This window comes from Bacillus fungorum (genome assembly GCF_002746455.1).
In the GTDB taxonomy this organism is placed as follows: Bacteria; Bacillota; Bacilli; order Bacillales; family Bacillaceae_G; genus Bacillus_A; species Bacillus_A fungorum.
Window position 1 is genome coordinate 14,932 of the sequence record NZ_NWUW01000035.1, and the last position, 25,099, is coordinate 40,030.

Below are 25,099 nucleotides of genomic sequence, written 5' to 3' on the forward strand. Positions count from 1 at the left end.
TGAAAAAATGTATTTTTTACAAAATTTAAAAGTGAAATATAAATTATTATCGCTTATTTCATTAGCAATTTTAGGAATGATAATTATGAGCTGTGTAGCAATTCATTCTATTACTAAGATTAAGCATGATACAAAAGTTGTAGTAGATGATTATCAATATTCTGTAATTTTATTAGAAGGAATGCTTCGTACGCAAAATTCACTAGAATATAACTTACTAGAATTAATTACAGCGTCACAAAACGAGGGGACTATTGGTAATATTGAAAAGGATCTTAAAAAATATGATTCTTTATTAAAAGAATATGATGATGGCTTCAATTTAAGTAAACAAGAGGATGAACTGTTTCAGAAGATGAAGAAATCTTTGCCAAGTTATATGGAGACATATAAAAATTTGTTTGACAAAGCGAAGGTAACAAACGAGTCACAAATGGTAAACGAATTTCAGAAGGAATTAAAACCGAAGGGAGTAGAGTTAGCTGGCTATGCGGTGGATCTAGAATCATATGTTTCAAACTTAGCTGATCAAGTATTTAAAGATTCTCAAAAAATGATAGATCGGTCCGTTATTACTTTTATCATTCTTGTAGTAGTTACTACAATCGTTATATGTATAGTAAGTTATATTATTAGCAGGCTTATAGTTGCTCCTGTACAAACGGTTAGTCGTATGATGGAAAGAGCAAAAGAAGGAGATTTAACTGTACATGGTGATTATAATGCCAAAGATGAATTAGGTGTATTAGTAAATGATTTTAACGAGATGATTGTAGGGTTAAGAACAAATATGCAAGAAGTAGATAATAATATCCAGCTTTTATTCCAACATGCAGACGGAGTAGTATCTGCATCGGAAGTATCTAGCAGTGCAGCGAAGAAAATAACGATGGATATTGAAGAAGTTGCCCATGGCGCAGAGAGCCAAATGCAAGCAATGGAACAAACTGCGGGTGCGATGGAAGAGTTGACACAAGGAATGCAGAGTATAGTGAATACATCATCCTCTGTAAATGAATTGTCTGCTCAGTCAGCATTAGATGCAGAGAGTGGTAACAAATTAATGAAACAAATGATTCAACAGATGGATACAATCCAAAATTCAGTACATAGCGGTGTGAAACAAGTTGAGACTATGAAGGAACAATCAGAAGAAATTGTTAAAATCATTGATGTTATGCAAGGTATTACCTCTCAAATTAACTTATTGGCATTAAACGCCGCAATTGAGGCTGCACGTGCTGGGGAAAGTGGTAGAGGATTTGCAATTGTTGCAGATGAAGTACGAAAATTAGCAGAACAATCTAGTGATTCTGCAAAACAAATTGAGAAGCTAATTACTCAAGTTATGGGAACAACGAACCATACGGTAGATATGATGGGGAAAGTAGATAATGAGGTACAGGCAGGTACACAAGTAGTAATGCATACAGAAAAAGTATTTGGAAAAATTACAGAAAAAGTGCAGCAAGTATCTGAGCAAATTCAAACGGTATCTATGTCTACAGATGAAATTGCAGCGAGTAGTGAGGAGATTTCGGCTTCTGCAGAAGACATGGCCCAAATTTCCCAAAGATCATCTGACCGAACTGATAGGGTAAAAGAGTCTATTCAACAGCAAGAAAAATCTGTTCAAGAAATCTCGGTTTCAATTGAACAGATGCATAACGCAGCAGGAGAATTAAAACAAATAGTTGCCCAATTTACTCTTCAAAAGTAGTAGCATATTTAAGTATTAATCCCTAAAAAAAATCATCCTATTTTAAGAAAATAGGATGATTTTTTTAGGGACTTTGTGTGGATATTACTCGTTATATTCTAAATTTTTACATTTTTTCAATTGTAATATATAATAATATATAATATTTTGAGTGTTTTTGGTTTGTAAAAGATTGATTGCAGGAGGAGAGAAAGGGTGTTCAATAAAAAATCTATGCCGGCTATAAAAATGATCCTTTCGATGTCTATTTTTGGATCGATTGGATTTTTTTCTGTCCAAACGGGTTTACCGTCTTTTGAATTAGTATTCGTTCGTTGCATTTGTGCGACTATATTTTTAGCGTTATGTTGGCTTGTAACAGGTCAGTATAAAAGTGAGAAATGGAATAAAAAAGAAGTTATGCAAATATTAGCATGCGGTGTATTTCTCGTTTTTAACTGGGTATTTCTATTTAAAGCGTTTGAAGTTATGTCGATTACAATTGCGATTTCAGTTTACCATCTTGCACCAATTATCGTATTAATGATTGGTAGTATTGTATTTAAAGAGAGGCTTACAGTATTTGCGGTTATGTCCATTGTCATTTGTTTTATCGGTACAGTTTTAGTAGCTGGAGTAGATGGAAGTCTATCGCTCGGAAAACTTATGTCATCTGGCATGGTATGGGCACTTCTTGCAGCATTATTTTATGCTTTTACCACTTTATTAGGAAAGGGAATTCGGCATACGAGTGCATATGCGATGACATTTTTACAAACATTTTTAGGTATATTTTTATTGCTACCATTCGTAGATTTTGGCAAGTTTCAAGGGTTAACAGAGATGAACTGGATGATGATCACAGCGACAGGCCTTATACATACTGGATTTGTATATTACTTATTTTTTGACAGTTTAAGAGATTTATCGACTAGAATGATTTCTGTATTAGTATTTTTAGATCCTGCTGTTGCGATACTATTAGACACAGTCTTTACTGGATTTAGACCGACTAGTATGCAAATAGTAGGGATTATCCTTATATTTGTAGGGATGGCCTTTACTTTTCAAAAAACGAAGGATGAAAAAATAGTAGTAGAAGAAAAATTGTATTCTTAATTGTAAATAATTAGGTCGCATTCTATTGATAATTTTCTTGTTTTTTGTACAATGTAAAGTGTAGGAAAATAAAGGAAAAGGTAGATGAGAGAGATGAAAAAGCTAGTAAAGATAGCGACATCGTTAACTTTAATGGGAGGAATATTTGTAAGTGCAAATGGTGTGTCTGCAAATACAGATGTTATCCAAAAATCTGGTCCTGATATTATGATAGAGTTTGATGATGTAACAACAGGTCATTGGGCATATGATGAAATTACGAATTTAGTATATCATCGCATTATGTATGGCTATGGAAATGGTAAGTTTGGGGTAGAAGATAAGATAACACGTGAACAGGCGGCGGCAGTGCTGCATCGCGCACTTCATTTAAAAAGAAGTGTATTTAATGAAAATCCATATGGGGATATTAGCGGGCAATCAACAATGTTCCCTTACGAAATTTTAGAGTTAACGAATATTGGTATTTTCAAAGGCGACGAGAATGGAAATTTCCGTCCGAAAGATACACTGACTCGTGCAGAATTAGCACAAATTTTAACGAAAGCATATGAGTTGAAAACGAAGCGTCCGCACACGTTTACAGATATACCAGAAAACTATTGGGCAAGAGATGCAATTAGCGCATTGCAGTCTAATAATGTAGTGGTAGGAACCGGGGATGGTAAGTTCGAGCCTGAAATGCTCGTTACACGGGGGCAATTTGCGAAGTTTTTACAACTGTCAATTGATAATTCTTCAGGGAAAATGGAATAGATAAAGAGAGAAAGCTCATAATTTGTAGAGGAGACATCCTAGGCTCATTATGAGCTTTTATTAATCGGTAGGTTATTATTTTTGTATTTTGCATTTAAGTTGATATCCTTTGTCGAAATGTCGATATATAAGGAGTAACAACATGTATTTGCGTTTTTTGTCTAGAAAATGAACTTTTAAAATGTGAAGGATTTCTTTTGAAAAAAGTAGAATATTTAATGTATAGAAACACTTTTAAAAGACCAAAGGAAAGGGAAATGATTTGCGTACAATTCGGTATAAAAATTGAAATTGAGAGCGAATTGGCTCTCCTTTAGTAGTGATTTTCACAATAATAGATTTTTTAAATGTAATATATTGCATAAATGGTGCAAAGGCAACATATGTAATATTGGAAATGATTTCAGTCTATTATTTTCCGTTTTTTCAAATGGAGATAAAGGGGAGAGGGCAATGAAGAAGAACATGTTACGTATAATGGCAACGGTGACTATTATGGGCGGCTTGTTTGTAAGCACGAATGTACCAAACGTAAAAGCAGAAGAATATCCAGAAATGATTGTGTTTGATGATGTTCCAGTAAACTATTGGGCATATGACGATATAATGGACGTAGTATACAATAAAGTAATGTTAGGCTACGGAAATGGTAAGTTTGGTGTGGGAGATAATGTAACACGAGAACAAGTAGCAGCGGTACTGTATCGTACATTGAATTTGAAAAAAGAAGGATCTTTAAAAAATCCATACAAAGATATTTCTGAGAGAGCAACAATGTTTTTAGATGAAATTTTAGTATTAACAGAGCATGGTATTTTTAAAGGTGATGAAAAAGGAAACTTTAGACCAACCGCACCAGTAACACGTGCAGAAATGGCGCAAATTCTTGCGAAGGCATTTACATTTGAGGTGAAGAAGAACCATACATTTAAAGATGTACCAAATAATCATTGGGCAAAAAATGCGATTAGTGCACTGGAGTCTAATAATGTCATAGTAGGAACAGGAAATGGGAAATTTGAACCGAATAAAGTTGTAACACGTGAGCAATATGCAACGTTTTTAAATAGAGCTGTTATTAATTTTAATTTGAAAGATGAGAATTATTAAAGTTAAAATATAAAAATTATTTAATTTAATATTAGGTTATAAATTATATTATAATATAACAAATAAAGAGGGGGAATGTGATTTTTCACGTTCCTTCTTTTTATTTTTAATCTATATTATGTGTTTTTATACTTGTATATAGTAGATTAACTATTGAAAATAACCGGGTTTTTACGGGCAGTAGATCTTCAAGCTACCTCGCGTATTCTCCGGATTTTTTTGTGGGAATTTTATTGCTCTCAAATGGCGGGAGAAAGAAAAATAAGAGTGAAAAGTGATTCGTTATATACTTATTTTATACGTAAAAAAATATGTTGTATCACCTTGATTGTCAATGAGGTGTAAAGGGAAGTAAGTGAAATATGATTCACAATTTGGACATAAGTAAACTGAATAAACGTATTGTTACTCTTTTGCTAATTCTTTATATTAGAAAAAAATAAGCTTTGATTAGGGAGAGAGTACTTTGAAGAAAAAAATTTTAAAAGTAGCAACAGCTTTAACAATTATGGGTGGGGTAGCATTTAGTGCTGAAGGGACTACAGCAAAAGCTGAATTAGCTGCAAAGCCACAACAAGCAAGTCAGGCAATCTTTAAAGATGTACCAGCAGGACATTGGTCTTATGAAGCAATTCAAACTTTAGCAGAACACGAAATTATGCTTGGTTATGGAAATGGTGTGTTCGGTTTTGGACATAACGTAACTCGTGAACAAGTAGCTGCTTTAATTTATCGTGCACTGGATCTTGATGAACAATTTAGAGAAGATGAGGTATTAGAAAGCCCGTATAATGATATTGTTGATGATAACTCAACGATGTTTCCTTTTGAAGTGTTAGCAGTAACAGAGTTAGGTATCTTTACAGGTGATGAGAATGGAAACTTCAGACCAAAAGCTACGTTAACACGTGCAGAAATGGCGCAAGTTCTTACGAAAGCATTTGGATTAGAAGTAAAAGGAACACAAGGATTTAAAGATGTACCAAAAGGACATTGGGCAGAAAATGCGATTAATGCAGTAGGTTCAAATGGTATTTCAGTAGGAGATGGGAAGGGTAACTTCGCCCCGGACATGAAAGTAACACGTGAACAATATGCGCAGTTCTTATTTAAATCAATGTTTGAATAAATAATAAAAAATAAGCCGGTGTTGTATAACACTGGCTTATTTTTTATGTGTAATGCCGGTGGAAGAATACAGTTTTGCAAAAAAAACAATTAAATTTTTAAAAAAAACTCCCTTTTCTGAATATTTGTTATATAATATAAAACATAAAATCAAATCTGTTATAAAACAGTTTAAGAAGGGGATGCTAATATGTCGACGCAAACTTCACGGGTTACATTGCCCGGAGAAATGTTACCAGCGTACAACGAAATATTGACACCTGAGGTGCTTAGTTTTTTAAAGGAACTACATGGAAATTTCAATGAGCGCCGCATAGAACTTTTACAAAAACGTGTGGAGAAACAAAAGAGAATTGATGCAGGAGAGTTTCCGAAGTTTTTAGAAGAAACAAAACGTATACGTGAAGCGGATTGGACAATTGCTAAATTGCCAAAAGATTTAGAGGATCGCCGCGTAGAGATTACTGGACCAGTAGATAGAAAGATGGTTATTAACGCTTTAAATTCAGGAGCACATCTTTTTATGGCAGATTTTGAAGATTCAAATTCACCAACTTGGGAAAATGCGATTGAAGGTCAAATAAACTTACGAGATGCAGTGCGGGGAACGATTTCACATAAAAATGAAAACGGAAAAGAATATCGTTTAAATAGAAAAACAGCAGTATTAATTGTGCGTCCAAGAGGATGGCATTTAGAAGAGAAACATATGCAAGTTGACGGAAAGAATATGTCTGGTAGCTTAGTAGATTTCGGACTTTATTTTTTCCATAATGCGAAAGCTCTTTTAGCAAAAGGAAGCGGTCCATACTTTTACTTACCGAAAATGGAAAGCTATTTAGAAGCAAGGTTATGGAATGATGTTTTCGTATTTGCTCAAAAATATATCGGTATTCCAAACGGAACGATCAAAGCAACGGTATTACTGGAAACGATTCACGCTTCGTTTGAAATGGATGAAATTTTGTATGAGTTAAGAGATCATTCTGCCGGGTTAAACTGCGGAAGATGGGATTATATTTTCAGTTTTTTAAAGAGTTTCCGCAATCATAACGACTTTTTACTTCCAGATAGAGCGCAAGTCACGATGACGGCGCCGTTTATGCGCGCGTATTCTTTGAAAGTAATTCAAACGTGTCATCGCCGTAATGCACCGGCAATTGGAGGAATGGCAGCGCAAATTCCGATTAAAAACAATCCTGAAGCAAATGAAGCTGCTTTTGAAAAAGTGCGTGCAGATAAGGAGCGCGAAGCTTTAGACGGTCATGACGGGACTTGGGTTGCCCACCCGGGACTCGTACCAGTCGCGATGGAAGTATTTAATCACATTATGAAAACACCGAATCAAATTTTTAGAAAACGTGAAGAAATACATGTAACAGAAAAAGATTTACTAGAAGTGCCAGTAGGAACGATTACAGAAGAGGGCCTGCGTATGAATATTAGCGTGGGTATTCAATATATTGCATCTTGGTTAAGCGGACGGGGAGCAGCACCAATTTATAACTTAATGGAAGATGCGGCAACAGCGGAAATTTCTAGGGCACAAGTATGGCAATGGATTCGCCATGAAGGTGGAAAATTAAATGATGGCCGTAATATTACGCTTGAATTAATGGAAGAGCTAAAAGAAGAAGAGTTAGCAAAAATAGAAAGAGAGATTGGTAAAGAAGCCTTTAAGAAAGGGAGATTCCAAGAGGCGACAACGTTGTTTACAAATCTCGTTCGAAATGATGAATTCGTACCATTTTTAACATTACCGGGTTATGAAATTTTATAAAAAATGAAAAGGGGATGGAACAAATGAAAAACGAAAGAATCGAGAAATTACAAGAGAGCTGGGAACTAGATAATCGCTGGAAAGGGATCACACGCCCATATTCGGCAGAAGATGTAATTCGTCTGCGCGGGTCAATTGATATTGAACATACATTAGCGCGCCGTGGTGCTGAAAAGCTTTGGTCGTCGCTTCATACGGAAGATTATATTAACGCACTTGGCGCATTAACAGGAAATCAGGCGATGCAGCAAGTAAAAGCGGGGTTAAAAGCGATTTATTTAAGTGGATGGCAAGTAGCAGCTGATGCAAACCTTTCTGGACATATGTATCCAGACCAAAGTTTATATCCAGCGAACAGCGTACCTGCTGTAGTAAAACGAATTAATCAAACACTTCAACGTGCGGATCAAATTCAGCATATGGAAGGAAGCGGTGATACAGATTATTTCGTACCGATTGTAGCAGATGCAGAAGCTGGATTTGGCGGACAATTAAACGTATTTGAACTGATGAAAGGTATGATTGAAGCGGGTGCATCAGGTGTGCACTTTGAAGATCAATTATCTTCAGAGAAAAAATGCGGTCATTTAGGCGGTAAAGTATTACTACCAACGCAAACAGCGGTGCGTAATTTGATTTCGGCACGTCTTGCTGCAGACGTAATGGGAGTGCCGACAATTATTGTTGCAAGAACAGATGCAGATGCAGCTGATTTAATTACGAGCGATATCGATCCTGTTGATAAAGCGTTTATTACAGGTGAAAGAACGCCAGAAGGATTTTACCGTACGAAAGCAGGTCTTGATCAAGCAATTGCACGTGGTTTAGCATACGCTCCTTATGCAGACCTCGTTTGGTGTGAAACATCTGAACCGAATTTAGAAGATGCAAAACGATTTGCGGACGCAATTCATAAAGAACATCCAGGGAAATTACTTGCATACAACTGTTCACCTTCATTTAACTGGAAACAAAAACTAGATGAGAAAACAATTGCGAGCTTCCAAAAAGAAATCGCATCTTACGGTTATAAGTTCCAGTTCGTAACACTTGCTGGATTCCACTCATTAAACTACGGCATGTTTGAATTAGCACGCGGCTATAAAGAGCGCGGCATGGCAGCGTACTCTGAACTACAACAAGCAGAATTCGCAGCGGAAAAACACGGCTACTCTGCAACTCGCCATCAACGAGAAGTAGGAACAGGCTACTTTGATGAAGTAGCACAAGTCATTACAGGCGGTACGTCATCAACGACAGCATTAAAAGGATCTACGGAAGAAGCACAGTTTACGAAATAAAAGGAAGGGGCACCTTTTTGAAGGGTGCCTCTTGTTATTTTCTGAATGATTTGAGAGTAAATGAAAATATATCAACGATTCGACAAAGGATATTGATTTACCGACAAAAAAAGACAACAGTATTAAATCCAATCCGCCCTATGCTCACGAATAAACTTCATATCTTTCTCATAATGCTCTAAATGTCCTTCATCAATCATTCTTTTGAAATTTAAGTCGCCTTCTTGTGCTTTGCTTTTCATATATGTACATAATGCTTCTAGACGTAGTAGTACCATATCTAAGTAATCTTCGTCCATACTTTTACCGTAGGACTGGACAAACAATTTCACTCTTTCTTTCATATGGTCAGCATGTTGTGCCGATTCATAATGAATTGCCTCACCTGATTCCGTATAATACACTCTACTTAAAGGTACACAAGTATAAAGCGTATAAGCGATATCCCAAATTCTTGGACCAGGTGCAGCAACATCGAAATCAATAATGCCTACTGGTTTTTCTTGCTTAAAAATAATATTGTATATGGCAAAGTCGTTATGGCATACAACCTCAATGTTATTTGGAGTATGATCCATCGGTTTCCAATCATCTAATAACGGAAAGTCACTTACAGCATCATGGTACAGGCGAAGCATCTTTGCTATTTCTTTTAAAACAGCATTAGACCGCATATATTCTTTTAACGGATAATTCCCAGCTTCTCCTTCAATAAAGGATAAAATCTCTCTATCTTTTTCATCTATACCTAAAAATTTTGGAGCATGATGAAACCCTTTGCTTTTTAAGTGTTGTAATAACTTATGAATTTTTGCACTGCCTGGTTTTAATCCTCGCCGAACAGTATTTTCAGAACGATATACATTTGATACATTTCCCCCAGTAAGCCTTTCTTCGTTGGTATAGTTTGACATATAATCCCCTCCATTATTACGATTGTGCGATTATATTGTAACACCTTAGAATAAGGGATGTAATCGTATTCAAATGATGTATTTATTCTTGTTCAAATAAGATATTTATAATTGTATACGCGACTTAATTTGTCAGTTATTTTCAAAAAAGATTGTACATTTCATTTTAAGTGTGCTATGATGGTGTCAGTTGAATAGTTAAATTAAGCAATCCATATGTTATCAAGTGCTGGAAACGAACGAGAAAAAGTATGTGAGAACTAGTTTATGTTTCGTATTTGATAATGTGTGGATTCTTTTTTTAGACAGGAAGACTAAAAAATTAAAAATTTGTATTTTCTTAGGAGGAAATAATTATGGCAGTAACAGGACAAGTAAAATGGTTTAACAACGAAAAAGGCTTCGGTTTCATCGAAGTTCCAGGCGAAAACGACGTATTCGTACATTTCTCTGCAATCGAAACTGAAGGTTTCAAATCTCTAGAAGAAGGTCAAAAAGTTAGCTTCGAAATCGAAGAAGGCAACCGTGGACCTCAAGCTAAAAACGTAATCAAACTATAATTTATAGTTGATGATGGGAAAAAGGATGGCTGATGCCATCCTTTTTTTTAGGCTGTGGAGAAAGTCTCTCCACAGCCTGTTTTTATATCGTAATTTCTTTTTCTATGTCAAAACTGCTAAAGAAGAAAATTTTTTTATGATGGGTGTATTCGAAAATCATCGAGATGGACGCACATCAGTTTTTGTAGAAGAAGTAATTCCGTAAGAGCATTTGCTTCGTACGATAGTGAAGGAAAGATCCTAGAATGTAATAGGGTCTTTTTATGATGAAATAAATCTTCTTAACAACTTTTTAATCGAACTTTATTTTAAACTAACATTCTGCCTGGTTATTTATGAATGAGAAAGTATCAAGTTTTTTCTTTGTAACTTATTTTTTGTTCTAGCTACATCTGAAAAGGATAAATCTGTGCCAGATAGACCTTGAGTAACATCTTTTTTGTTAGCGTTGTTGGAATCTTGAGATGACGTTTCTAACATTTGTTCTTGTTCCTTACTAGGGGTATTCAGAGCATCTGATGGGATGCTATTAACCTGTTGGCTTAATGGATTTTCTTTATCCATACTATACAGCTCCTTTTTGGAATTCGATAAAAAGCAATGTAATTATAAATAGCCACTTATATATATTGTGTTTTTGAATGGAATTATATACAAAATTTATATAGCGAAGTTAACGAATTAAAAAATTGTTAGTGATGAATAAAGATGTACAAAATTGAAGTTCTTAATAAAAACTCAAAGCGGGTAACGCGCACAAATACTCTTTCTCATGTTTTAGATAAGGATCATATTACAAATCGAAAGAGATGCATACAACTTTATAAGAAAATATAGTCGGTTCTTTTGAGGATGAGGGGGGAGTAACTAAAATGATATTACATATGTAAAAAGGCATTCCATAAAGGAAGGCCTTTTACTCTTCTTTTTCAACCTTTTTCTTCTCTCGTTTTTTACATTCAGAGCATTTTGATTTACGAAAAGGTTTTGCAAAAAATAATAGAATGAAAAATAAGCCGAATATAATACTAGCTGAGTTTTTCACGATCACAATGCTACTATTTTTCATTTGAATCGTTGGTTGAATTTCTTCTTCCATAGTAGGACCTCCATATATTGGATTTTCCTTTTAATTATAGCAAAGTTGGTTGTCGTAATGATGCGAATGAGGAAGCAATTGTAAATATTTATAGATAGTATAAATACATTTTATGTAGGTTTTTTATTAGTTAATCACTATATAAATATTTTATAATTTAAAAGATAGTTGATAAATGATAAAGTATTGTAAAAAAGCGGAATCTGTAAGCCATTTCCTTTGCATAGATGCTAAAATTATATATGCAGCTGCTAATATAAATAGAAAATATAAAGGAGATAGTAGAGTATGGAAAGTAAAGTGGAACGCTATGTCGAAAACTATGTTGTAAATAAAAATACGATGGCCTTACTTCCTGTTATTCTAAGTGAAAAGAAAATTGTTACGCGAGTTGTTGAAGTGCAAGACTCTTTTTTCGTATTTCAAAAGCCCCTAGATATTATAGAAAGAAGTTGCCGCAAGCATGGTTCTAGTTTCTTAGGCAGAAAAGAAGGAACGAAAGAGTTAACTCATATTACACATAAAGCGCCGATTGCGATTAGTCCGACCGATCAACTTTATTTTTTCCCTACCTATTCTTATTCTAGAAAAGAGTGCGTGTGGTTGTCGCACTTTTATATTGAAAGTAATAAAGAATTAAAAGATGGAAATCTTATTATTAGATTTATAAATGGTTTTGCGGTGAAGTTAGAGATATCTAAAACTAGTTTTGAAAATCAACAAAATCGCACAGCGAAATTGCGAACAGAGTATGAAGATCGTAGGAAAAAACAAGGAAACCCTTGCTTTAAAGAGATTGATAAAACTGAAGAATCTAGATTAAAACCAGCATATGAGAAAGTGTATTTTGTGAAAGAAGGTGAAGTGTAAAAGGATGGGGGGAAACCCCCATCCTTTTATTTTTCAGTTTTGTCAGTAAGTCGATATATTTGAAAAAACGCCCAAGTAACGACACGTCCTGTCGAATATTAATAGATTATCATAGCATAATAATGAAGGAATTCTAATGGAAGGTATGGAAACTTAATAATTACATCTCCATATGTCGTATCTACCATTTCCTCTTTTATATAAGCAATGATACAGTAGAGGTAGTACTTAGAGTAAAGGGGTAAAGTGTAGAATGGATTTTCAGACAATCAAAGAGTATTTTTCACCAGAAAATATGGATCATATTGTTGAAAGTTATAAGGCGTTCGGACCACTTCTTGGTATTGGTTTACCGATGATAGAGGCGCTAATTCCAGCATTGCCACTCATCGTATTTGTATTGGCGAATGCTGTTGCATTTGGGTTTTGGCTCGGTTTTCTTTATTCTTGGCTTGGATCAGTAATGGGTGCTTTACTTGTCTTTTTCATTATCCGCCATTTTGGACGCAGTCGTTTCTTTTCTTTTGTAAATAAGCATGAGAGAGTGCGAAAGGCGATGGGATGGATTGAAAGGAAAGGGTTTGCACCGATTTTCGTCATATTTTGTTTTCCGTTTACACCTTCTGCGCTTATAAATGTTGTCGCTGGTTTATCTCGCATTAGTGTAAAACAGTTTGGCCTTGCACTCGCGTTCGGAAAGCTTGTGATGATTTTTATTTTAACGTATATCGGTCATGATTTAATGTCATTTATTCATAATCCAGTGAAATCAGTCATTGTAGCAATTGGTATTTTTATTTTATGGTATGTCGGTAAGAGGATCGAAGTAAAGTTAGAACTACAGTAAGAATAGTCTTCTTTGTAAAGAAAAGCTTCATTATTAAAGGATAAGGGGAGAAACGGATGAAGAAAACTTTGAAAAAAGAAGGCATAGAGTGGATACGAACAATTTTAATTGGTGTATTATTAGCTGTATTTTTTCGAACGTTTTTCTTTTCAACGTACGTTGTAGAGGGGAAGTCAATGATGCCGACATTGCAAGATGGCAATATGCTCGTTGTAAATAAGGTGAGTTATCAAGTAGGGGACTTGAACAGATTTGATGTTGTTGTGTTTCATGCTAATAAAAAAGAGGACTACGTAAAACGAATTATCGGTTTACCTGGGGATCAAATTGAATATAAGCATGATAAACTATATATAAACGGACAATTCGTAGATGAGCCTTATTTAGAGAAGTATAAGAAAGAGATAAATGGACGACAACTAACAGGTGATTTTAACCTAGAAGAATTAACGAAAGAGAAGTCGGTGCCACCTGGATATATTTTTGTAGTGGGTGATAACCGCCTCGGAAGCTGGGATAGTAGGCACTTTGGATTTGTAAAAGCTGATACAGTTGTCGGTAAAGTTGATTTACGATATTGGCCAATTCAAGAGATGCAAACGAATTTTTCAAAAGGTTGATATAATAGGTAGAAGTATAGAAAAAGACAAACTACTCCGTTTGTCTTTTTTCGTGTACTATAATACAATTATAGTAGCAAACTAACGTTCGTTATGTAAGTGAAAGGTGGGGTTACATGTCACTTCGATTTGTGATTGGTAGAGCGGGAAGTGGAAAAAGTACACTTTGTTTACACGAAGTGCAGGAAGAGTTAAAGCAGCGTCCGAGAGGGGAAACGATATTATATCTTGTGCCAGAACAGATGACATTCCAAACGCAGCAGGCGTTAATTGGCAGTGAGGATGTTAGAGGTTCTATTCGGGCACAAGTTTTTAGTTTTTCACGATTAGCGTGGAAGGTGCTGCAAGAAGTTGGCGGAGCGAGTCGTCTTCACATTGATGAAGCGGGCGTACATATGTTACTTCGTAAAATTGTAGAATCTCGTAAAGATGGATTATCAGTGTTCCAAAAAGCAGCGGAGCAAAACGGTTTCTTTGAACATCTTGGTAGTATGATTGCGGAGTTTAAACGTTACAACGTGACGCCATCTAACGTATATGAAATGTGGCAACAATTAGATGCGCATAGTAGCAGTGCAGAACAAAAGCTATTAGCGAATAAAGTGTATGATTTACAACTATTATATGATGATTTTGAGCGTGCTTTAATCGGAAAATATTTAGATTCAGAAGACTATCTGCAATTGCTAGTGGAAAAGCTTCCGCAATCTGAATATGTAAATGGGGCTGAAATTTATATAGATGGATTTCATTCATTCTCACCGCAAGAGCTAGAAATTGTAAGACAGCTTATGATTTGCGGAGCGAGAGTTACGATCACGTTAACGATAGATGAAAAAACGTTAGCGCAGCCAGTAAATGAACTAGATTTATTTTATGAAACGACGTTAACGTATGAAAAAATAAAACAAGTAGCACGTGAAGAGAAGATAGAAATTGAAAAAACGATTCCACTTATGGAACAACCACGTTTTCATTCACAAGCATTAGCGCATTTAGAAATGCATTACGAAGCACGTCCGAATGAAAAGTTTCACGGGGAAGCAAGTGTAACGATTAGTACAGCAGCGAATTTACGAGCTGAAGTAGAAGGTGTTGCCCGTGAAATTCGTAGACTTGTGGCGGATGAAGACTATCGTTACCGAGATATTGCGGTTCTTCTTCGTAATGGGGAAAGTTATTACGATGTAATGCGAACGTTATTTACAGATTACAATATCCCGCACTTCATCGATGAAAAACGCCCGATGTCACATCATCCGTTAGTAGAATGCATTCGTTCTACACTCGAGATTATTAGTGGGAATTGGCGTTATGATGCAGTGTTTCGCTGCGTGAAAACAGAGCTTTTATATCCATTAGACGTAAGAAAAGAAACGATGCGCGAAGAGATGGATGAGTTTGAAAACTACTGTTTAGCGTACGGTGTACAAGGGAAGAGATGGACTTCTGAAGGTCCGTGGATGTATCGCCGCTATCGTTCTCTTGAAGATACGAACGAGATGATTACAGATAGTGAACGTGAAATGGAAGAGAAAATAAATCGACTGCGCGACGTTGTAAGAACGCCTGTTATTCGTATGCAAAAAAGGCTGAAGCGTGCGGGAACAGTTATGCAAATGTGCGAAGCTGTTTACTTATTTTTAGAAGAGCTTGATGTTCCGAAAAAATTAGAAGCATTACGTATTCGTGCAGAAGAAAGTGGAGATTTCTTATTTGCGACAGATCATGACCAAGTATGGGAAGAAGTAATGAGTCTTCTTGATACGTTCGTTGAGATGCTTGGCGAAGAGAAAATGTCACTTTCTATGTTCACAGACGTTATGTCGACTGGTCTTGAGGCGCTTCAATTCGCTAATATTCCGCCGTCACTAGACCAAGTGTTAATTGCTAATATTGATCGTTCTAGGTTATCAAATGTGAAAGCAACATTCGTTATTGGCGTGAATGAAGGTGTGATTCCAGCAGCACCGATGGATGAAGGTATGCTTTCTGATGAGGAAAGAGATGTTCTTAGCGCTGCAGGTATTGAATTAGCACCAACGACGAGACAGACGTTATTAGAAGAACAGTTCGTTATGTATCAAATGGTAACGAGAGCGACTGAGAAATTATATATTTCATGTCCGCTCGCAGACGAAGAAGGAAAGACGTTACTTGCGTCTAGCTTTATTAAGAAAATAAAAAGAATGTTCCCTGATGTGAAAGATACATTTATTACGAATGATGTAAATGATTTATCACGTTCGGAACAAATTTCATACGTAGCAACGCCAGAAGTAACGTTGTCATATGTTATGCAGCAACTTCAAACGTGGAAGCGATATGGATTTGAAGGGAATTTAGACTTTTGGTGGGATGTATATAACTTCTACGTAACTTCAGATGAATGGAAGCAAAAAAGTAGCCGCGTATTATCAAGCTTATTCTACCGAAATCGTGCGCAAAAGCTAAGTACAGTTGTAAGTAGAGATTTATACGGAGACAAAATAAAAGGAAGCGTCTCTCGTATGGAGTTATTTAACCGTTGTGCGTACGCTCATTTCGCGCAGCACGGTTTATCATTAAGAGAGCGTGATATTTTCAAACTGGATGCGCCAGATATTGGGGAGCTATTCCATGCAGCGCTGAAGAGAATTGCAGACAGGCTACTACGTGAAAACCGTACTTGGGCAGATTTATCAATAAAAGAGTGTGAGCATCTTTCTACTGTAGTAATAGAAGAGATTGCACCGTTATTACAAAGACAAATTTTATTAAGTTCAAACCGTCATTTCTATTTAAAACAAAAACTACAACAAATCATTTTCCGTACGTCAATTATTCTTCGTGAACATGCGAAGTCGAGCGGTTTCGTACCAGTTGATTTAGAAGTGCCGTTCGGTATGGGTGGTACAGGATCACTTCCGCCGATGGAATTCTCATTACCAAATGGTGTGAAGATGGAAGTTGTCGGCCGTATTGACCGTGTTGATAAGGCAGAAGATGAAAATGGGACGTTCCTACGTATTATTGACTATAAATCAAGTGCAAAAGCGTTAGACTTAACGGAAGTGTATTACGGATTAGCACTTCAAATGTTAACGTATTTAGATGTTGTTACTTCGAATGCACAGACGTGGATGAAAAAAGGCGGCACGGCATCACCGGCAGGTGTACTGTACTTCCATATTCATAACCCGATTGTTGAGATGAAAGGTGACGCATCGGAAGCAGAAATTGAGAAAGAAATTTTAAAGAAATTTAAAATGAAAGGTCTCGTACTAGGCGATGCTGACGTTGTTCGTTTAATGGATAACAAACTTTCAACAGGAAGCTCAGATATTATTTCTGCTGGTTTGAAAAAAGACGGTAGCTTTAGTGCGCGTTCTAGTATTGCAAGTGAACAAGAGTTTAACGTACTGCAAAAATACGTACACCATACGTTTGAAAATATCGGAAAAGACATTACAGAAGGCGTTATCGAGATTGCTCCTTATAAAAAGGGAAATAAAGCGGCGTGTACGTTCTGTAACTTCAAATCTGTTTGTCAGTTCGATGAATCACTTGAAGATAATCAATTCCGTACGTTAAAAGATATGAAAGATAGTGAAGCGATGGAGAAAATTAGAGAGGAGGTTGGCGGAGAATGATAGAAAATTGGCCTAAAAAACCAGAAGGTAGTCAATGGACAGATGACCAGTGGAAAGCGGTTGTAGCGAACGGACGTGATATTTTAGTCGCAGCAGCAGCTGGATCAGGGAAAACAGCAGTATTAGTTGAACGTATTATTAAAAAGATTATAAATGAAGAAAACCCAGTCGATGTCGACCGCCTGCTCGTTGTAACATTTACGAATGCAGCGGCGCAAGAGATGAAAAACAGAATTGGGGAAGCGTTAGAAAAAGTATTAATTGATGAACCAGGATCTCAGCACGTAAGAAAGCAGCTGAGCCTATTAAATAAAGCTTCCATTTCAACAATTCATTCATTTTGTTTACAAGTCATTAGAGGGTATTATTACATGCTTGATGTTGATCCTCGTTTCCGCATTGCAAATCAAACGGAAAATGAATTGTTAAAAGAAGAAGTGCTAGATGACATACTAGAAGAAGAGTATGGAATCGAAGATAATACGATATTCTTTGAACTCGTTGATCGTTATACGAGTGATCGTAGTGATGATGACTTACAGCGTATGATTTTAGCGCTTCATACAGAATCAAGAGCGCATCCAAATCCGGAAAAATGGCTTGATAAATTAGTAGAAGCATATGATGTAGAAGGAAAGACGATTGAAGATTTAGTGTACGCTTCTTATTTATTAGAAGATGTGAAATTCCAGCTTGAAACAGCGGAACAGCATATTCGTAAAGCAACTGAACTTGCAATGCTGCCTGACGGTCCAGCGCCTCGCGTTGAAACCCTGCAAGCAGATGCAGTTTTACTTGGAACTTTATCATCAGCAGCTCGTGAGTCATGGACAAGCGTGTATGAAGCGATGCAAAATGTATCGTGGCAAACGTTAAAGCGCATTAAGAAAAGTGATTACAATGAAGATATTGTAAAACAAGTAGACTCTCTTCGTAATAAAGCGAAAGATGAAGTGAAGAAGTTACAAGAAGAGCTATTTAGCCGCAAACCTGAAAGTTTCTTACGAGATTTTCAAGATATGCACCCTGTATTAGAAAAGCTTGTTCAACTTGTAAAAGTATTTACAGAGCGTTTCCAAGCGATGAAGCGAGATAAAGGAATGGTCGATTTCACAGATTTAGAGCATTTTTGTTTGCAAATTTTAAGTGAGCAAAGTGAAGACGGTGAAATGAAGCCGTCAGCAGTAGCGCTTCAATATCGTAATAAATTTGCTGAAGTACTAGTTGATGAATATCAAGATACGAACTTCGTGCAGGAATCCATTATTAAATTCGTAACGAAAGATTCTGAGAGTGAAGGGAACTTGTTCATGGTAGGTGACGTGAAGCAGTCGATCTATCGTTTCCGACTAGCAGAACCAGGCTTATTCCTAGGTAAGTATAAGCGCTTCACACAAGAAGGATCGGGCGGCGGAATGAAAATTGACTTAGCGAAAAACTTCCGTAGTCGTCATGAAGTATTGGCAGGTACGAATTTCATCTTCAAACAAATTATGGGCCAAGAAGTTGGAGAAATCGACTACGATGCTGACGCTGAATTAAAGCTAGGTGCTAGCTATCCAATAGGTGAAGATGTAGCAGCTGAGCTATTATGTATTCAGCAAACGGAAGAAGAAGTAATAGACGGTGAAGAAGGTGCAGAAGTCGAAAAAGCGCAGCTTGAAGCTCGTCTTATGGCGCAGCGCATTAAAGCGATGGTTGATTCAGGATATGAAGTATATGATCGTAAAACGGATAGTATGCGCCCTGTACAATACCGCGACTTCGTTATTTTACTTCGCTCGATGCCATGGGCGCCACAAATTATGGAAGAGTTAAAGTTGCAAGGAATTCCAGTATACGCTGATCTTGCGACTGGTTATTTTGAGGCGACAGAAGTAAATATTATGATGAACGTATTCCGCGTTATTGATAATCCGATGCAAGATATTCCGCTTGCAGCAGTGCTTCGTTCACCAATTGTTGGACTAAATGATGAAGAACTTGCGACGCTTCGTGCTCATGGGAAGAAAGGTTCGTTTTATGAAGTCATGAGCTCATTCTTAAAAGGGGCACCGCTTGAAGAAGAGCAAGAACTACATGATAAATTAGAGTGGTTTTATAACTTACTGCAAGGATGGCGTGAATTCGCACGTCAACAGTCTCTTTCTGATTTAATTTGGAAAGTGTATGGTGAGACAGGTTATTATGACTTTGTTGGTGGTTTACCTGCTGGAAAGCAAAGGCAAGCAAACTTACGTGTACTATATGACCGTGCGAGACAATATGAAGCAACCTCGTTTAGAGGATTATTCCGCTTCTTACGTTTTATTGAACGTATTTTAGAACGTGGTGATGATATGGGAACGGCGAGAGCTTTAGGTGAACAAGAAGATGTCGTTCGCATTATGACAATTCATAAAAGTAAAGGACTTGAGTTCCCAGTCGTATTCGTAGCTGGACTAGGTCGCCGCTTTAATACACAAGACTTAATGAAACGTTTCTTACTGCATAAAGACTTCGGTTTCGGTTCGCAATTTATTGATCCTCGTAAACGAATTAAATATACGACATTATCGCAACTCGCGATTAAGCGTAAAATGAAAATGGAATTAATTGCGGAAGAAATGCGCGTATTATACGTAGCGTTAACGCGTGCAAAAGAGAAGTTAATTTTAATTGGAACGGTTAAGGATGCAAATAAAGAAATGGAAAAATGGCTTGATGCGAGGGAGCATAGTGAATGGCTATTACCAGATCACATACGTGCTGGGGCGTCTTGTTATTTAGACTGGATTGCACCTTCATTATATAGACATCGTGATAGTGAAATGCTTCTTGAATTAGGACAAGGAAGCATTCCGGGTGAAATTTATGAATATGACACTAGCTGGAAAGTAGAAGTTGTAGACGGTAACACGTTACTTGCGCCAGAGCCGGTTCGAGAAGAGAAACAAGAACTGTTAGAAGCACTTCGTGAGAAAAAGGCTGTTCCCCTGCAAAGTGAACGAAAAGAAGAAGTGTACGACAGATTAATGTGGAAGTACGGATATGAGGATGCAACATCCCATCGTGCGAAGCAATCTGTTACAGAAATAAAGAGAAATTATCAATCTGAAGAAGGTAGCGATAACGCCTTTATTAAAAAACTACGTGCACCAATTAAAATACGTCCGCGCTTTATGGAGAAAAAAGGGTTAACGTACGCTGAAAGAGGTACGGCAGTTCACGCTGTTATGCAGCATGTTGATTTGAAAAAGCCGATTACAGAAGAAGTGATTCGAGAGCAAATCGCAGGAATGGTAAATAAGGAATTATTAACATTCGAGCAGGCGGAAGAAATAGCAATTGAAAAAGTAATTTCATTCTTTGACAGTGACTTAGGTAAAAGGGTATTAGCGGCAAAAAGTGTAGAGCGTGAAGTACCATTTACGATGATGCTTGCAGCAGAAGAAGCATATCAAGATTGGCAAGGGAAGAGTGAAGAAACGATTCTTGTCCAAGGGGTTATCGACTGCATGATTGAAGAGGAAGATGGTATCACGTTAATTGACTTTAAAACGGATACGATTGAAGGGAAATTCCCAGGCGGATTCGAACAAGCGAAACCAATTTTAGAAGATCGATATAAAGTGCAGCTTTCGTTATATGCAAAAGCACTTGAGAAAAGCTTGCAACATCCTGTGAAAGAGAAATGTTTATACTTCTTTGATGGCAATCATGTTGTAAAAGTTGAGGAATAGAGGAACTTGAAAATGGCAACAGAAAAAACGGAAAAAACGTTAAGAACGTTAAGAACGTGTGAAAAAGGACATGAGTACTATAAAAGTAGCGATTGTCCAACTTGTCCAACCTGTGAGAAAGAGAGAACACCGAAAGAAGGTTTTCTCTCTCTTCTTTCAGCGCCAGCAAGAAGGGCACTAGAACATCATGGCATTCATACTGTAGAAGAACTCTCAAAGTATAGCGAGAAAGAAATTTTACAATTCCATGGTATGGGACCGGCATCGATGCCAAAGCTTAGAAAGGCTTTGGAGGAGAGTGGGTTATCATTTAAATAAAATGAAACAGTGGAGTTTTTTAATAGTCTTGAATGAGATAAAGGAAAAAGTAGGAGAATATCTCCTACTTTTTTACTTTACGCTGTTCCAATCTGATCTTGATCGGCCACATCAGAATCAAACGTATTTGTTGCACTAACACCACTAAACGTATTCACGACAAATCCAACATTGGAAGCTCCAGATCCATTATACGCTTTCGTGTTTTCTTTCGGAGACACGTTATAAAAATCCCCTAAATTAAAAGAACCATTACTGTTTTGAACAACGAGGTTTCCAACAACAGAAGGCATACCATCCACCTACTTTACTAAGCTTTTTAATTACTATATGAATGATTGAGCGGAAGGTTCATCCGTAATATATTGGCGGATTTGCATAATACGAGAGTTATTAAAAGCATAGTCAACATTTCCAATTTGAAAGCAAGCGGCATTTAAAAGAGATCGTATAGCAACATTATCTACATTAATAAAAGGACACTCATTTATAATATTCATTTTAATATCTGTGAATCTTTTGGGAATTGTAATGTACTCATCTGTAAAAATTTCGAAATCCTCTAAACGTCCTTCATTTTTTAAATAAAAAGGGATTTCTCGGTGAACAATAAGCGCTCTACTTTTTAATTCCATTTGATTTACATCACCGATTTGAAAGACGCCGCTAATCCCCATAGAAATAACAGAAGCATTTTGGACAACTGAAATATGACGCAGCATAGTTTTTCTCCTTATCCTGGAGTAATAGGGACATCTGTTACTAATGGTACAAATGGGCCCTCTGTAACCGATTCAGCTGGTGTATCAAGAATAGAAGATAAAATAAGGAAGTTTGCATCCCCGATTAAAAAGAGTGCGGACGACGATACACCGTTCATTTTAATCTGTCCGACTTTTAATTCACGATTTACAACGTTAAGGTTCATACATACTTACTCCTTTCGGAAATTGCCCGGTATGTGTTGAATAAAAGATAGAAAGGCTTTGTCGATATCATGTTTCATTGCTTGAATAATGATATCTCGTAAATAATCTGGATCTGTTGAAACCCCTTCATATGATTGTGCTTGTGATAAATAATAAGGAAGTCTATGCTCCATCTGTTTTTTTATGTCATCAACCATCATTTGTCGATACATTTCATCGAGCGGTGTTCTCTCTTCTTGTTCAAAATGGAGAATTCGATTATACGCTTCTTCATCTAAGTAACGATGCATTTCTTGAAGGATTCCTTGGTAAAAGTCTGGATTTGTGTCAGTTTCAGGATTGACCTTTAAAGTTTCTGTATCAACTTGAAAATCCTCAATTTTCTGCTCTTTTGCTGAAAATGGATTTAACCCAATATTTAAAGTGCCATTTAAATTTTCAACTTTTAATTGATCGAATTTGTATTCCACTTTTCCTACAGAAGAGGAGGGGCGATTTTTTAATTCGTTAAGCTCTTCTTGTAATAGGCGCACTTGATCTTCTAAATTCAGGATGGCTGCTTGTTGTGTTTGAAGAGTTTGCTGAAGTTGGTGTAAGTAAGTATATATATCTTGATTCATTTTGTGAAACCTCCTTTTCAATAGGGAGGGTATATTCCTGCTATATATTTATGACAAGGATGTCTTAAGAAGAACTAGTTGATGGTTTGATAGAAATAATTTGTCCTTTCGCCTGTAGTGGGCGAAGGGGCTCTGTAAATCCGCCCGTATTTGCAAATTTCGATAGAGCTTTAATACTTCCAGCAGTACCAATTTGAAATACAGAAGAGGTTGTAATGCTATCAATTTTAATGCTGTTAATGATGATGCTTTGGTTTACATAAAAATTCAATACAATCGCCCCCTTTAAGTTGAACCAATTATCGCTTGATCAACGATATCTGAATCATTGACAGTCGTTGAATTTTGATAATTGTAGACAGAAATATTATCTCCAACGTTAAAAGAGCCGGCACCGGCAAAAGCACGGGAGTAACTAATAGGTCTAATCGCAAATACATCTCCAATATGAAAAATACCACTGGATCCAATATTGACGATACGAATATGTCCGACCATAGCTGGCATACAAAACACCTTTCGTTTTTAAAATTTTCTTTTCTACTATTATATGGGCGTTTTCAATAAAATGTGTACTTTTTTGAAATAAAAGAATCGCACACATTATTGCGTGTGTATTTCGAGCGTTTTAGTAGGTTGTAAATCCGTATGTACATGCCAAATCACATTTAAGAGCCTGTCCAGTTCTTGGCTACAATGCACTGTTTTTTGAGAAGTCATTCCGTAGCGTTCAGCAAAATAAATCATTTTTTCACGTTTTTTTTCAATCGCTTGCTCAAACATTGAAATCGGCTCCATCTCTAAATGAAATTTTTAGTATATATGTAGTACATATTATACAAAAATCCCATAAAAAAGAAACACCTTCGCTAAAAAAAGTAAAATTTCTACATTTTATGCCAAATATAAAAGAGTAACGAATAGAATAGGAGAAGAATATTGTAAAAATTAGCGTGCATGAGAAGGTTTTTTTCTTGCGGATGCGAATACAATTAAAGGGTATGAGTTTTAGGATGGAGAGTGGAAATATTGCGTTTGGTAACGGCGAAAAAAGATGAAAAGGTATTTGTAGGCATTGTGGATGAAGAGGAAGAAAAGGTATTGCACTTAAGAGAAGCGCAAAGGCAAAAGGGAGAAAAGGTTACAATCCCCATTACAATGTTAGAGTGTATTGAAAGAGGGACTGAATGTTTTGAGAAAGTATGTGAAATTGTAAATTGGGCAAAAGAGCATGGGGAAACGGCGTATTATCCGTTAACTGAGGTGAAAATATTAGCACCGATTCCAAGGCCAAGAAAGAATATTCTTTGCGTTGGAAAAAACTATCGTGAGCATGCGATAGAAATGGGCGGAATAGAGTCCATTCCAGAAAATATAATGATCTTTACGAAAGCGCCAACGACAGTTATTGGAATGAATGAAAAAATTAATAGTCATCCCCACGCAACGAATGAACTAGACTATGAAGGAGAACTAGCTATCATCATTGGTAAGCGAGGGAAACAAATAAAAAAAGAAAAAGCGCTCGAGCATGTTTTTGGTTATACCATTATAAATGATATAACTGCTCGCGACATTCAAAGGAAGCATAAACAATTTTTCCTTGGAAAAAGTTTCGATACATTTTGTCCGATGGGACCGTATTTAATTCATAAATCGATGGTTAGTGCGCCAAATGCGTTACACATTGAAACGGTAGTAAATGGGGAAGTAAGGCAAACTTCAAATACAAATAAAATGATTTTTTCAATAGAAGAAATTATTTCAACAATAAGTAAAGGAATGACATTAGAACCAGGAGATATTATCGCAACAGGAACGCCAGCTGGTGTCGGAAAAGGTTTCACACCACCGAAGTTTTTACATGCTGGTGATGAAGTGGTCATTACAGTAGAGGGAATTGGTACTTTGCGAAATGTAGTGAAATGAAAAAAGAGCTATCTTATCGTGAACTGCACCCCAATTGTTAGACACAGTCTAACAATTGGAGGTGCAGTTTTTCTATGGCTAAATTTACAGCTGATGAAAAAATACAAATCGTTCTACGTTATTTGAACGGAAATGAAAGTTATCGA

At 36.5% G+C, this 25,099-nt stretch carries 26 protein-coding genes and 1 pseudogene; 17 read left to right on the forward strand and 10 right to left on the reverse strand.

The window, feature by feature from the left end; genetic code table 11:
- Positions 1–7: 7 nt before the first annotated feature.
- The 8 genes and pseudogenes from CO726_RS33250 to aceA all read left to right on the forward strand — a co-directional run.
- Positions 8–772, forward strand: a pseudogene (locus CO726_RS33250) (HAMP domain-containing protein); the annotation flags it as partial.
- Positions 773–928: 156 nt separating this feature from the next.
- Entirely contained in the window at positions 929–1,720 is a 792-nt protein-coding gene (locus tag CO726_RS33255; protein WP_425427820.1) for a methyl-accepting chemotaxis protein, read from the forward strand.
- A gap of 195 nt (positions 1,721–1,915) precedes the next feature.
- Positions 1,916–2,818, forward strand: coding sequence for a DMT family transporter (locus CO726_RS27140; RefSeq protein ID WP_098761592.1), 903 nt, complete (start codon positions 1,916–1,918; stop codon positions 2,816–2,818).
- Between the two features lie 84 nt (positions 2,819–2,902).
- The gene (locus tag CO726_RS27145; protein WP_099686314.1) at positions 2,903–3,574 is read left to right on the forward strand and encodes an S-layer homology domain-containing protein; all 672 of its coding nucleotides are present in this window, start codon (positions 2,903–2,905) and stop codon (positions 3,572–3,574) included.
- A gap of 453 nt (positions 3,575–4,027) precedes the next feature.
- Complete coding sequence (locus CO726_RS27150) at positions 4,028–4,684, forward strand: S-layer homology domain-containing protein (RefSeq protein ID WP_099686315.1); 657 nt, start codon at positions 4,028–4,030, stop codon at positions 4,682–4,684.
- A gap of 466 nt (positions 4,685–5,150) precedes the next feature.
- The gene (locus CO726_RS27155; RefSeq protein ID WP_099686316.1) at positions 5,151–5,813 is read left to right on the forward strand and encodes an S-layer homology domain-containing protein; all 663 of its coding nucleotides are present in this window, start codon (positions 5,151–5,153) and stop codon (positions 5,811–5,813) included.
- Between the two features lie 189 nt (positions 5,814–6,002).
- On the forward strand, positions 6,003–7,592 hold the full coding sequence (gene aceB / locus CO726_RS27160) for a malate synthase A (protein ID WP_099686317.1): 1,590 nt from the start codon (positions 6,003–6,005) through the stop codon (positions 7,590–7,592).
- Between the two features lie 23 nt (positions 7,593–7,615).
- The gene (gene aceA, locus CO726_RS27165; protein ID WP_099686318.1) at positions 7,616–8,893 is read left to right on the forward strand and encodes an isocitrate lyase; all 1,278 of its coding nucleotides are present in this window, start codon (positions 7,616–7,618) and stop codon (positions 8,891–8,893) included.
- Positions 8,894–9,015: 122 nt separating this feature from the next.
- Here aceA and CO726_RS27170 read toward each other — a convergent pair whose 3' ends face one another.
- Complete coding sequence (locus CO726_RS27170) at positions 9,016–9,807, reverse strand: phosphotransferase (protein ID WP_099686319.1); 792 nt, start codon at positions 9,805–9,807, stop codon at positions 9,016–9,018.
- A gap of 356 nt (positions 9,808–10,163) precedes the next feature.
- Between CO726_RS27170 and cspA the strand changes: the two genes are divergently transcribed.
- A complete protein-coding gene (gene cspA, locus CO726_RS27175) occupies positions 10,164–10,367 on the forward strand; it encodes an RNA chaperone/antiterminator CspA (protein ID WP_000301522.1) in 204 nt (67 codons plus the stop codon).
- A gap of 25 nt (positions 10,368–10,392) precedes the next feature.
- The gene (locus tag CO726_RS27180; RefSeq protein WP_245916774.1) at positions 10,393–10,572 is read left to right on the forward strand and encodes a hypothetical protein; all 180 of its coding nucleotides are present in this window, start codon (positions 10,393–10,395) and stop codon (positions 10,570–10,572) included.
- Between the two features lie 128 nt (positions 10,573–10,700).
- On the opposite strand, the gene CO726_RS27185 is transcribed toward CO726_RS27180, so the two are convergent.
- Positions 10,701–10,931 (reverse strand): hypothetical protein, encoded by a 231-nt coding sequence (locus tag CO726_RS27185; protein WP_099686320.1) that lies wholly within the window; start codon positions 10,929–10,931, stop codon positions 10,701–10,703.
- Between the two features lie 352 nt (positions 10,932–11,283).
- Entirely contained in the window at positions 11,284–11,466 is a 183-nt protein-coding gene (locus CO726_RS27190) for a hypothetical protein (RefSeq protein ID WP_099686321.1), read from the reverse strand.
- 288 nt (positions 11,467–11,754) lie between these two features.
- On the opposite strand from CO726_RS27190, the gene CO726_RS27195 reads away from it, so the two are divergent.
- The 6 genes from CO726_RS27195 to CO726_RS27220 all read left to right on the forward strand — a co-directional run bounded on the left by CO726_RS27195 (position 11,755) and on the right by CO726_RS27220 (position 21,475).
- Complete coding sequence (locus CO726_RS27195; RefSeq protein ID WP_099686322.1) at positions 11,755–12,336, forward strand: competence protein ComK; 582 nt, start codon at positions 11,755–11,757, stop codon at positions 12,334–12,336.
- 253 nt (positions 12,337–12,589) lie between these two features.
- Positions 12,590–13,183 (forward strand): TVP38/TMEM64 family protein, encoded by a 594-nt coding sequence (locus CO726_RS27200; RefSeq protein WP_099686323.1) that lies wholly within the window; start codon positions 12,590–12,592, stop codon positions 13,181–13,183.
- Between the two features lie 56 nt (positions 13,184–13,239).
- Positions 13,240–13,803 carry a signal peptidase I gene (gene lepB, locus CO726_RS27205; protein WP_099686324.1) on the forward strand — a complete coding sequence of 188 codons (564 nt, stop codon included), beginning with the start codon at positions 13,240–13,242 and terminating at the stop codon, positions 13,801–13,803.
- Positions 13,804–13,919: 116 nt separating this feature from the next.
- Positions 13,920–17,435 (forward strand): helicase-exonuclease AddAB subunit AddB, encoded by a 3,516-nt coding sequence (gene addB / locus CO726_RS27210; RefSeq protein ID WP_099686325.1) that lies wholly within the window; start codon positions 13,920–13,922, stop codon positions 17,433–17,435.
- Complete coding sequence (gene addA, locus CO726_RS27215; RefSeq protein WP_099686326.1) at positions 17,432–21,157, forward strand: helicase-exonuclease AddAB subunit AddA; 3,726 nt, start codon at positions 17,432–17,434, stop codon at positions 21,155–21,157. The genes addB and addA overlap by 4 nt, the downstream gene beginning before the upstream one ends.
- A 12-nt stretch (positions 21,158–21,169) precedes the next feature.
- Positions 21,170–21,475, forward strand: coding sequence for an RNA polymerase alpha subunit C-terminal domain-containing protein (locus CO726_RS27220; protein WP_099686327.1), 306 nt, complete (start codon positions 21,170–21,172; stop codon positions 21,473–21,475).
- 77 nt (positions 21,476–21,552) lie between these two features.
- Here CO726_RS27220 and gerPF read toward each other — a convergent pair whose 3' ends face one another.
- The 7 genes from gerPF to CO726_RS27255 all read right to left on the reverse strand — a co-directional run bounded on the left by gerPF (position 21,553) and on the right by CO726_RS27255 (position 23,807).
- Positions 21,553–21,768: a spore germination protein GerPF gene (gene gerPF / locus CO726_RS27225; RefSeq protein WP_001141570.1), complete on the reverse strand. Its 216-nt coding sequence runs from the start codon at positions 21,766–21,768 to the stop codon at positions 21,553–21,555.
- A gap of 33 nt (positions 21,769–21,801) precedes the next feature.
- Positions 21,802–22,197: a spore germination protein GerPE gene (locus CO726_RS27230; protein ID WP_099686328.1), complete on the reverse strand. Its 396-nt coding sequence runs from the start codon at positions 22,195–22,197 to the stop codon at positions 21,802–21,804.
- 11 nt (positions 22,198–22,208) lie between these two features.
- Positions 22,209–22,403: a spore gernimation protein GerPD gene (locus CO726_RS27235; RefSeq protein ID WP_099686329.1), complete on the reverse strand. Its 195-nt coding sequence runs from the start codon at positions 22,401–22,403 to the stop codon at positions 22,209–22,211.
- Positions 22,404–22,409: 6 nt separating this feature from the next.
- Positions 22,410–23,024, reverse strand: coding sequence for a spore germination protein GerPC (gene gerPC / locus CO726_RS27240; protein ID WP_099686330.1), 615 nt, complete (start codon positions 23,022–23,024; stop codon positions 22,410–22,412).
- A 64-nt stretch (positions 23,025–23,088) separates the two neighbouring features.
- On the reverse strand, positions 23,089–23,295 hold the full coding sequence (gerPB, locus tag CO726_RS27245; RefSeq protein ID WP_099686331.1) for a spore germination protein GerPB: 207 nt from the start codon (positions 23,293–23,295) through the stop codon (positions 23,089–23,091).
- A 14-nt stretch (positions 23,296–23,309) separates the two neighbouring features.
- Positions 23,310–23,531 carry a spore germination protein GerPA gene (gene gerPA, locus CO726_RS27250; RefSeq protein WP_099686332.1) on the reverse strand — a complete coding sequence of 74 codons (222 nt, stop codon included), beginning with the start codon at positions 23,529–23,531 and terminating at the stop codon, positions 23,310–23,312.
- Between the two features lie 96 nt (positions 23,532–23,627).
- A complete protein-coding gene (locus tag CO726_RS27255; protein WP_099686333.1) occupies positions 23,628–23,807 on the reverse strand; it encodes an aspartyl-phosphate phosphatase Spo0E family protein in 180 nt (59 codons plus the stop codon).
- 246 nt (positions 23,808–24,053) lie between these two features.
- Between CO726_RS27255 and CO726_RS27260 the strand changes: the two genes are divergently transcribed.
- Positions 24,054–24,953, forward strand: a complete 900-nt coding sequence (locus tag CO726_RS27260) for a fumarylacetoacetate hydrolase family protein (protein ID WP_169513092.1) — start codon at positions 24,054–24,056, stop codon at positions 24,951–24,953.
- The last annotated feature ends 146 nt before the right edge of the window (positions 24,954–25,099 follow it).